Annotated in this window: 7 protein-coding genes; all 7 read left to right on the top strand. The window is 62.2% G+C overall.

Annotated features, from left to right (window positions below; all coding sequences use genetic code 11):
• Window positions 1-342 precede the first annotated feature (342 nt).
• On the top strand, window positions 343-1,461 hold the full coding sequence (locus VMR03_RS07505; RefSeq protein WP_325403810.1) for an acyl-CoA dehydrogenase family protein: 1,119 nt from the start codon (window positions 343-345) through the stop codon (window positions 1,459-1,461).
• A gap of 36 nt (window positions 1,462-1,497) precedes the next feature.
• On the top strand, window positions 1,498-2,727 hold the full coding sequence (locus VMR03_RS07500) for an acyl-CoA dehydrogenase family protein (protein WP_325403808.1): 1,230 nt from the start codon (window positions 1,498-1,500) through the stop codon (window positions 2,725-2,727).
• 225 nt (window positions 2,728-2,952) lie between these two features.
• On the top strand, window positions 2,953-4,374 hold the full coding sequence (mltF, locus tag VMR03_RS07495) for a membrane-bound lytic murein transglycosylase MltF (protein WP_325403806.1): 1,422 nt from the start codon (window positions 2,953-2,955) through the stop codon (window positions 4,372-4,374).
• Between the two features lie 126 nt (window positions 4,375-4,500).
• Window positions 4,501-5,154, top strand: coding sequence for an OmpW/AlkL family protein (locus VMR03_RS07490; protein WP_325403804.1), 654 nt, complete (start codon window positions 4,501-4,503; stop codon window positions 5,152-5,154).
• 182 nt (window positions 5,155-5,336) lie between these two features.
• On the top strand, window positions 5,337-6,836 hold the full coding sequence (locus VMR03_RS07485) for an NAD(P)/FAD-dependent oxidoreductase (protein WP_325403802.1): 1,500 nt from the start codon (window positions 5,337-5,339) through the stop codon (window positions 6,834-6,836).
• A 37-nt stretch (window positions 6,837-6,873) separates the two neighbouring features.
• Window positions 6,874-7,998: a glycosyltransferase family 4 protein gene (locus VMR03_RS07480; protein WP_325403800.1), complete on the top strand. Its 1,125-nt coding sequence runs from the start codon at window positions 6,874-6,876 to the stop codon at window positions 7,996-7,998.
• 68 nt (window positions 7,999-8,066) lie between these two features.
• The coding region (locus VMR03_RS07475; protein WP_325403798.1) for a glycosyltransferase family 32 protein at window positions 8,067-8,407 on the top strand (341 nt) is incomplete at its 3' end.

Raw genomic sequence — 8,407 nt, 5'->3', positions numbered from 1 at the left:
CTGATGGCATTGATGGGCCGGCTGAAACAGAATCTCCTGAACGACGATGCGCCGGCCCCGAACGCCGAAGATGACGGCGATGCTGGCGACGAGCATCCGCGCGAGCGTATGGCGGGCGAGTGAGCCCAAGCGGACGCGGCGTCAATGGCGAGCCCCTTTTCAGCGCGCCGAATTGCGGGAACAATGCGCGCAAATCGGATGCGTGCCGCATCGCTTGGCCGCAATCCATCAACCTGACCAGGCCGTGACAAGGGTCCGATCGGAGCGGGGCGACAAGGTCGCCGGCGCGCGAGCGAGGCCCGCAAAACAAAAGGCCATCGATCCGCGAGGAGGGGCACGACCATGAACTTCGATTTCTCCGACGACCAGAAACTGCTCAAGGAGCAGGTTCGCAAATTTCTGACTGACAAATGTTCCTACGCGGTTCCGCGCCGCATTCTCGACAGCGACGAGCCTTACGCGAAAGAGGTCTGGAAGGGCCTCGTCGAGATGGGGCTGACCGGCACCGCGATTCCGGAAGCCTATGGCGGTCTCGGCCTTGGCGCGCTGGAGCTTTGCGTCATTGCGGAAGAACTCGGCCGCGCCGTCGCGCCGGTTCCCTTCTCCTCGTCGGTCTATCTCGCTTCGGAAGCGATCAAGCTCTTCGGCACCGAAAAGCAGAAGCAGACATGGCTGCCGAAACTCGCAAGCGGTGAGATCATCGGCACCTTCGCGATCTCCGAAGGTCTCCATGCGCCGAGCGCCCACAATACCAGGACGAGCTTTGCCGGCGGCAAGGTCAACGGCGTCAAGACGCCGGTCGCAGACGGCGACATCGCCGATGTCGCTGTCGTCGTCGTGAACGCGGGCGGCAAGGATAAGGTCTCGCTCGCCATCGTCGATCTCAAGGGTGCCGGTGTTTCGCGCGAGGTGCTCCGCACGCTCGATCCGACTCGCAGCCATGCCGCCGTCACCTTCAAGGACGCGCCCGCCGAGTTGATGGACAGCGCGGGCGACGGCTGGTCGCAGGTCAGCCGCATTCTCGACGGCGCGGCCGTGCTCTTTGCCTTCGAGCAGGTCGGCGGCGCGGAAGCGGCGCTCGAAATGGCGCGCGATTATTCGCTGGAGCGTTATGCCTTCGGCCGCCAGATCGGTTCCTATCAGGCGATCAAGCACAAGCTCGCGGACATCTACGTCAAGAAGGAACTGGCGAAGTCGAACGCCTATTTCGGCGCGATGATGCTCAACGACGAAGGCTCGGAACTTCCCGAGGCCGCCGCCGCTTCGCGCATCGCCGGCAACGACGCCTATGTGTTTGCGGCGCAGGAGAGCCTGCAGACGCATGGCGGCATCGGCTATACGTGGGAAGCGAACACGCAGTTCCACTATCGCCGCGCGAAGCTTCTCGCGCTTGCCGTCGGCGCCTCGGTTCAATGGAAGGAAAAGCTCGTTCAGCGCCTCGAGGCGAAGAACGCAGCCTGACCATCCGCATAGCCATTCGAACATCGGAACAGACCCATGGATTTCAACGACACAAAAGATGAAGCGGCCTATCGTGCGCAGGTGCGCGGCTGGCTCGACAAGAACGCGGTTCGCAAGGCCGACGCGAAGGACCTTCCCGTCCCCAAGACGCTTGAAGAAGTCCTGAAGCAGTCCAAGGACTGGCAGGCGAAGAAGGCGAGTGCGGGTTATGCCTGCATCACCTGGCCGAAGGAGTGGGGCGGCGGTGGCGGCACCACGATCCAGAACGTCATCTACGGCCAGGAAGAAGCGAACTATGCCGTCCCCGGCGGCGTCTTCGCCATCGGCCTTGGCATGTGCATCCCCACGCTGATGGCCTTCGGCTCGGAAGAGGCGAAGAAGCGCTATGTCGGTCCCGCCGTGCGCGGCGACGAGATCTGGTGCCAGCTCTTCTCGGAACCAGCGGGCGGTTCCGACGTCGCGGGTCTGCGCACCCGCGCCGAGAAGGACGGCGACGAGTGGGTCATCAACGGCCAGAAGGTCTGGACGTCGGGAGCCCATTATTCCGACTTCGGTATCCTGCTGACGCGCACCGATCCGACGGTGCCCAAGCACAAGGGCCTCACCATGTTTTATATCGACATGAAGAGCCCGGGCGTCGAAGTCCGTCCGATCAAGCAGATGTCGGGCGGCGCCGACTTCAACGAAGTCTTCTTCACCAATCTCCGCGTCAAGGACAGCCAGCGCCTCGGCAAGGTTGGCGAGGGCTGGAAGGTCGCGCTGACCACGCTGATGAACGAACGTCTCGCGGTCGGCGGCAGCCAGGGCAATGCCGACACCGACGATCTGATCGAGCTTGCCCGCGAGACTGAGATTGCCGGCAAGCCCGCGATCGACAACGGCGCCGTGCGCGAGCGCATCGCCGACTGGTACGTGCAGGCGCAGGGGCTGAAGTTCACCCGCTTCCGCACGCTGACCGCCCTTTCGAGGGGTGAGACCCCCGGACCCGAAAGCTCCATCTCGAAGATCGTCGCGGCCAAGAAGATGCAGGACCTCGGCTCCTTCGGCATGGACCTTCAGGACATGGGCGGCGTCATCCGTGACCGGAGCATCTCTCCGGCCGAAGGTGCCTATACCGAGCAGTGGATCGGCGCGGCCGGCTACCGCATCGCCGGCGGCACCGACGAGATCCTGCGTAACATCGTCGCCGAACGCGTTCTCGGCATGCCGCAGGACGTCCGCGTCGACAAGGACCTGCCCTTCAACCAGGCCCCGAAGGGAAAGTAATCCCCGCTCCCCGGGGCGGGCGTCCCGCCCGTCCCGGTTATTCGGCCGCCCGCGGCCCCAGAATCGAAAAGGCCCGGGCGTCCCGCTCGGGCCTTCGACATAGTTCTGGAAGTAACCGGATAGATGGGAAGCAGCGTCACGCTCGTCAAGGGGTCACAATTCCGCGTGAGCGGCCTTCGGTACGTTGGGCTATAACTGTCGCCGAAAAACCACAGGCGGCGGATCGTGGCAGGCATTCGGATATGGGCGGAGAAGGGTGCGCGGGCGTTGCGCGCATTGTTGCCGCCGTGGGCCGATCCGCGCGCGCCCTATCTCGTCGTCCTCGCGCTTTTCATCTTTGCCGGCGTCTTTGCCTATTATCTCGCCTTTCTGCGGCCGGTGTCCCAAGGGCTCGACAGCATCCGCGCCAGCGGTAGGCTCGTCGTGCTGACGCGGATCGCGCCGACCACCTATTATTCCGGTACGCTCGGCGATACCGGTTTGGAATACGAGCTGACGCAGGAGCTCGGAAAGGCGCTGGGCGTCGAGGTCGAGTACCGCACCTACGACACCGAGCCTGAAGTCCTCGAGGCGCTGGCGGCGCGGCGCGGTCAGATCGCTCTCGGCATGGTCGCCACCGAAGCCCGCCGCAAGGCCTTCTCCGCGGGACCGGATTATCAGTCCCTGCGCGAACTCGTCGTCTGCCGACGCGATATTCCCCTGCCGAAGAAGCCTGAGGATCTCATCGGCCTCAAGATCGTGGCCGCGGAAGGAACGGCGGGCGCCGAGGCCATTTTCGATCTTGCCGCGAAGACGGAGGGGCTCTTCGTCGGCCAGGCGCGTGAGCCCGTCGAAACGCTCCTCGAAGTCGTGGCCAAGGGCCAGCTCGACTGCACGGTCGCGACGACGCTCGAAATGCAGGTCAACAATCCCTATTACCCGGAACTGGTCGAAGCTTTCCCGATCACGGGCGACCAATCGCTCGTCTGGCTGACGGCGCCGGGCTCCGACGATCTCGTGCCCTGGCTCGACGACTGGTTCGCGGGTCTGCGAAAGTCGGGCGAACTCGCAGACATCGTGCGCGGCTTCTTCGGTTTCCTGCCGCCTTTCGATTATGTCGACGTGCGGGCCTTCAAGGCGGCGATCGTGAAAACCTTGCCCGACTACGAGAAGGCGATGCGCGACGCCGAACGCGATACGGGTCTGCCGTGGAAATTGATCGCCGCCGTCGCCTATCAGGAATCGCACTGGAATCCGCAAGCGCGAAGCCATACCGGCGTGCGCGGCATCATGATGCTGACGGAGGATACCGCCGAGCATCTGGGCGTCGAGAACCGTCTCGATCCGATCGAGAGCATCTATGCAGGCGCGCGCTACATCGCCGATCTGAAAAGCCGCATTCCCGATTCCGTGCGGGAGGGAGACCGTCTCTGGTTCGCGCTCGCGGCCTACAATATGGGCTTCGCGCATCTGATGGATGCCCGGACGCTAGCCGTGCGATTGGGACTCGACCCCGATAGCTGGAATGGCATCCGCCGCGCGCTGTCGCTGATGGGCAAGCCTGCCTATGCCGCGCATCTCAAAAATGGACCCGCCAAAGGCGGGCAGGCCTTGCGTTTTGTGCAGCAGGTGCGCGCCTATCAGCACATTCTGGAAGCGCATAAGTAAAACTCCGTATGCGACAACGCTGCGCAGGCTCTGCGACAGAATGGCCGCACACAAACTGCGGCTATTCCGCGACACTGTTGCCAACGGATGAGCACCCGGATGGGGTGCTGGCAACGGAGAAAAGAAATGCAAGGCAACAAGACTTCCAGGATCGCGGCCATGGCAATCGCCGCGCTGCTCGGCACCACGGCCCTTTCGGTTCCGGCTTTCGCCGACGACGCGGGCTTCAAGGGCAAGTCGGCGGGCGACTTCCTCGTCCGCGCGCGCGGTCTCTGGGTTGCGCCCGACGAGAGCGCGTCCACCTCGATCGGCGGCGACGTCAGCGTCAACAACGACGTCGTTCCGGAAGTGGACTTCAGCTATTTCGCGACGGACAATATCGCCTTCGAACTGATCGCCGCCACGACGCGGCACAAGGTCAGCCATTCGGCGGCCGGCAGCCTCGGCAAGGTCAGCTTGCTGCCGCCGACATTGACGGTGCAGTATCACTTCATGCCGAAGTCGCAGTTCAGCCCTTATGTCGGCGCTGGCCTCAACTACACCTTCTTCTATGACGAGGACGCCCCCGGCGGCGGCATCAACTCGATCGATTACGAGAATCACATCGGTTATGCGCTGCAGGCTGGTGCCGATTACGCACTTGGCGGCAACTGGTCGCTGAACGTCGATGTGAAGAAGATCTTCCTGAGCACGGACGTCTCCATCAATGGCGGCGCCGTGACCGCGGATGTCGATCTCGATCCGTGGATCGTCGGCGTTGGCGTCGGCTACCGCTTCTAGGATACAAGGATATTCGAGGGGAGTGGCCTCGTGAGGGAAACCTCACGGGGCCGTTCTTTTTGTGGCACCTTGAGATTGTCGCAGGCCGAACGTCGCGATATATGAATGTTTAGGGGATATACCCTAAACAAGCGAGCCACAAAGGCCAGCGCCGAACCGATGTCAGTGTCAGGGAGAATGCTGTGGACGACTTTTTGAGTGAGCCGGGTCCGAGGAAGGCCGTTCCGCAGAAGCAGCTTCAGATCGCCATTCTGGGAACGGGCATGGGCGGGCTCTGCATGGCGATCCAGCTTCGGCGCGCGGGAATCGATTCCTTCGTCATTCTCGAAAAGGAAGCCGATATCGGCGGCACCTGGCGCGACAACGTCTATCCGGGTTCCGGCTGCGACGTGCCCTCGCATCTCTATTCCTTTTCCTTCGAGCCGAAACTCGACTGGTCGCGCAAATTCGCGTTGCAACCGGAAATCCTCGACTACATGCAGCATGTGACGCGCAAGTACGGACTGCGCCCCTTCATTCGCTTCAACACCGAGGTCGAGGAGGCCCGATTCGACGAAGCCGCCGGACTCTGGCGCATTCGCACGAAAGCGGGCGACGAGATCACGGCCAATGTCGTCGTCTCCGGCACCGGCCAGCTCAACCGGCCCTTTTATCCGACGTTGCAGGGTGTCGAGAATTTCGCCGGCAAGGCGTTCCATTCCGCCCGCTGGGACAAGAGCGTCGATCTTGCGGGCAAGAATGTCGCCGTCATCGGCAATGGCGCGAGCGCGATCCAGTTCGTGCCCGAGATCGCGCCCAAGGCGAAGAAGCTCAGCATATTCCAGCGCTCGGCCAACTGGATCGTGCCCAAGGCGGATCGTCCTTATACGGAACGTGAAAAGGAGATGTTCCGGCGCTTCCCTTTCCTCGTGAAGCTCCATCGGCTCCAGATTTACCTTATGCTCGAGCTGAATTATCTCGCCTTCGTCAGAGGAAGCTTCTTCGGCAAGCTTTTCGAGAAGGCGGGCACGAACGCGATGGAAGAGCACGTCAAGGATGCGGAATTGCGCAAGAAGCTGACGCCGGATTATCCGGCTGGCTGCAAGCGCATCCTTCTGTCCAACGACTGGTTCCCGACCATGGCGCGCAAGAATGTCGCGGTTGAGACGAACCACATCGCCAAGGTAACCTCCGACGCGATCGTGACCGAGGATGGCGTTTCTCACCCCACCGACGTCATCATCTACGCAACGGGCTTCGAGGCGACACATCTTCTCGCACCGATGAAGATCGTTGGGCGCAACAATCTCGATCTCAATACGGTGTGGGCGCATGGCGCGGAAGCTCATCGCGGTATCGCGGTGGCCGGCTTCCCGAATTTCTTCATGCTCTACGGACCCAACACCAATCTCGGTCACAACTCGATCATCTTCATGATCGAATGCCAGGTGAACTACATCATGCAATGCCTTGAGGCGCTGAAGAGCCCGAAGGTGCGTTACATCGACGTCAAGAAATCCGCCGAGGATGAGTACAACCGAGACCTTCAGGCCGACATGCAGAAAACGGTCTGGGCCGCCGGCTGCTCAAGCTGGTACAAGACCGCCGATGGCAAGGTCACCAACAACTGGTCGAGCTTCACGATGAAATACTGGTGGCAGATGCGCCATCCGGATTTCGGCGAGTATGCGGTGGTTGGTTGACGCGGCGACCCGGCCCGACCTAAGCGGGAAGTAAGAGATGAAGCGCTGGTCCCTGCTTATTTCCCCCGTCATTCCGGACGCGGAGGGAAACGGTCTGGATCGCCGTGCCTGGATGTGGGCGCATGAAATGTCGCGAGGCGGCGATCTTGCGACCCTGGTGATCGGCAATGAGAGTCCCGGACCGGTCGCGCGGGAACTCCCGGGACGTATGACGATCGTCTCCAGAAGACTTCCTGTCCCGCGTTCAAAAAAGACGATCGGCTGGCGAGTGCCGGATCCGGAGGCCGTCCGTGCGGCGCTCGCGCCTTGGGGTGACGGGCCGCCGCCCGATAGAATTCTTCTCTTTCGTCTCGGGATTTCGACCGTGCTCGACGGGTTGCCACTCGCGTGGCGCGGCCGGGTCGAGCTCGACATGGACGACCTTGAATCCGAAAAGTACAAAAGTCTGGCGGTGCTGTCCGCCCGACGGGGGAGCTTCTGGCCCGCCTTACAGTTTCTGGCGGGCGCGCGTTTTTATGCGCGCCACGAGAAATGGGCGTTGGAAAAATTCTCGACCATCCATATCTCGGCCTCCGAGGATGCCGAGATTTTGCGGAAGAGAGTTCCGAAGGCCAATGTATGTGTCATGCCGAACCGGATCGTCGGGCCGCCGGCACCCTATCAGGAATGGGTCCCCGATCGCCGTCCAAAAATTCTCTTTGTAGGCACGCTGGGCTATTTGCCCAATCGCGACGCCGTTGTCTGGCTCATGGATCGGATTCAACCGAAAATGGCGAAAGCCATTCCGGGCGTTGTCATGACCGTCGTCGGCGCGGCGCCCGAGCGGCTGGGTGCGCGCCTCGCCGCGTCTGCCCTCGACTGGAGGGGCTATGTCGAGACTCTCGATGATCTTTACGAGGAGGCTGCGGTGGTCATCGCGCCTGTGCGTGGTGGCAGCGGAACGAAGATGAAGGTTCTGGAGGCCTGGCGTCACCGGCGGGCGGTGGTGGCGACGCGCCATGCCGTGCGAGGGTTCGGGGGCGTTCCCGGGCGGCACGTCCTGATCGCGGACACAGCCGACGAAATCGTCGAGGCCTGCCGGCGGCTCATTGACGATGAAGCCCTGCGGCGACGCATCGCGGATGAAGGACATGCTCTTTTCATGTCCCGGTTCGCTCTGTAGCGGCGGAGTGGTGCCGCGGAACCTTTGCTGTAGAGTTTGTATATTGCTTCTCCAATGGCGAGTGTATCTTGATTCCGCGCATCATCCATCAAACCTGGAAGACGGACAGGATCCCCGAAGGCTTTCGGTGCTGGCGCCAGAGCTGGACCGCTTTCAATCCCGGCTGGCGAACCGAACTCTGGTCGGACCGTCGCCTGCTCGATTTCGTGGCCGCGAATTATCCTGACCTCCTCGATCTCTTTTGCGCCTTTCCGCACGGCGTGATGCGTGCCGATGCGGCGCGCTACATGCTGCTGCATCGCTTCGGTGGAGTTTACGCGGATATCGACACTGAGTGTCTGGCGCCGCTGGATCGCCTCGCGGACGAGACGCGCGTCGTCCTCAGCCATGAGCCTTCGACGCATTGGCA

The sequence above is a fragment of the Parvibaculum sp. genome, assembly GCF_035511255.1.
Classification (GTDB): Bacteria; Pseudomonadota; Alphaproteobacteria; order Parvibaculales; family Parvibaculaceae; genus Parvibaculum.
This window is presented reverse-complemented; position numbering and strand designations above follow the sequence as displayed.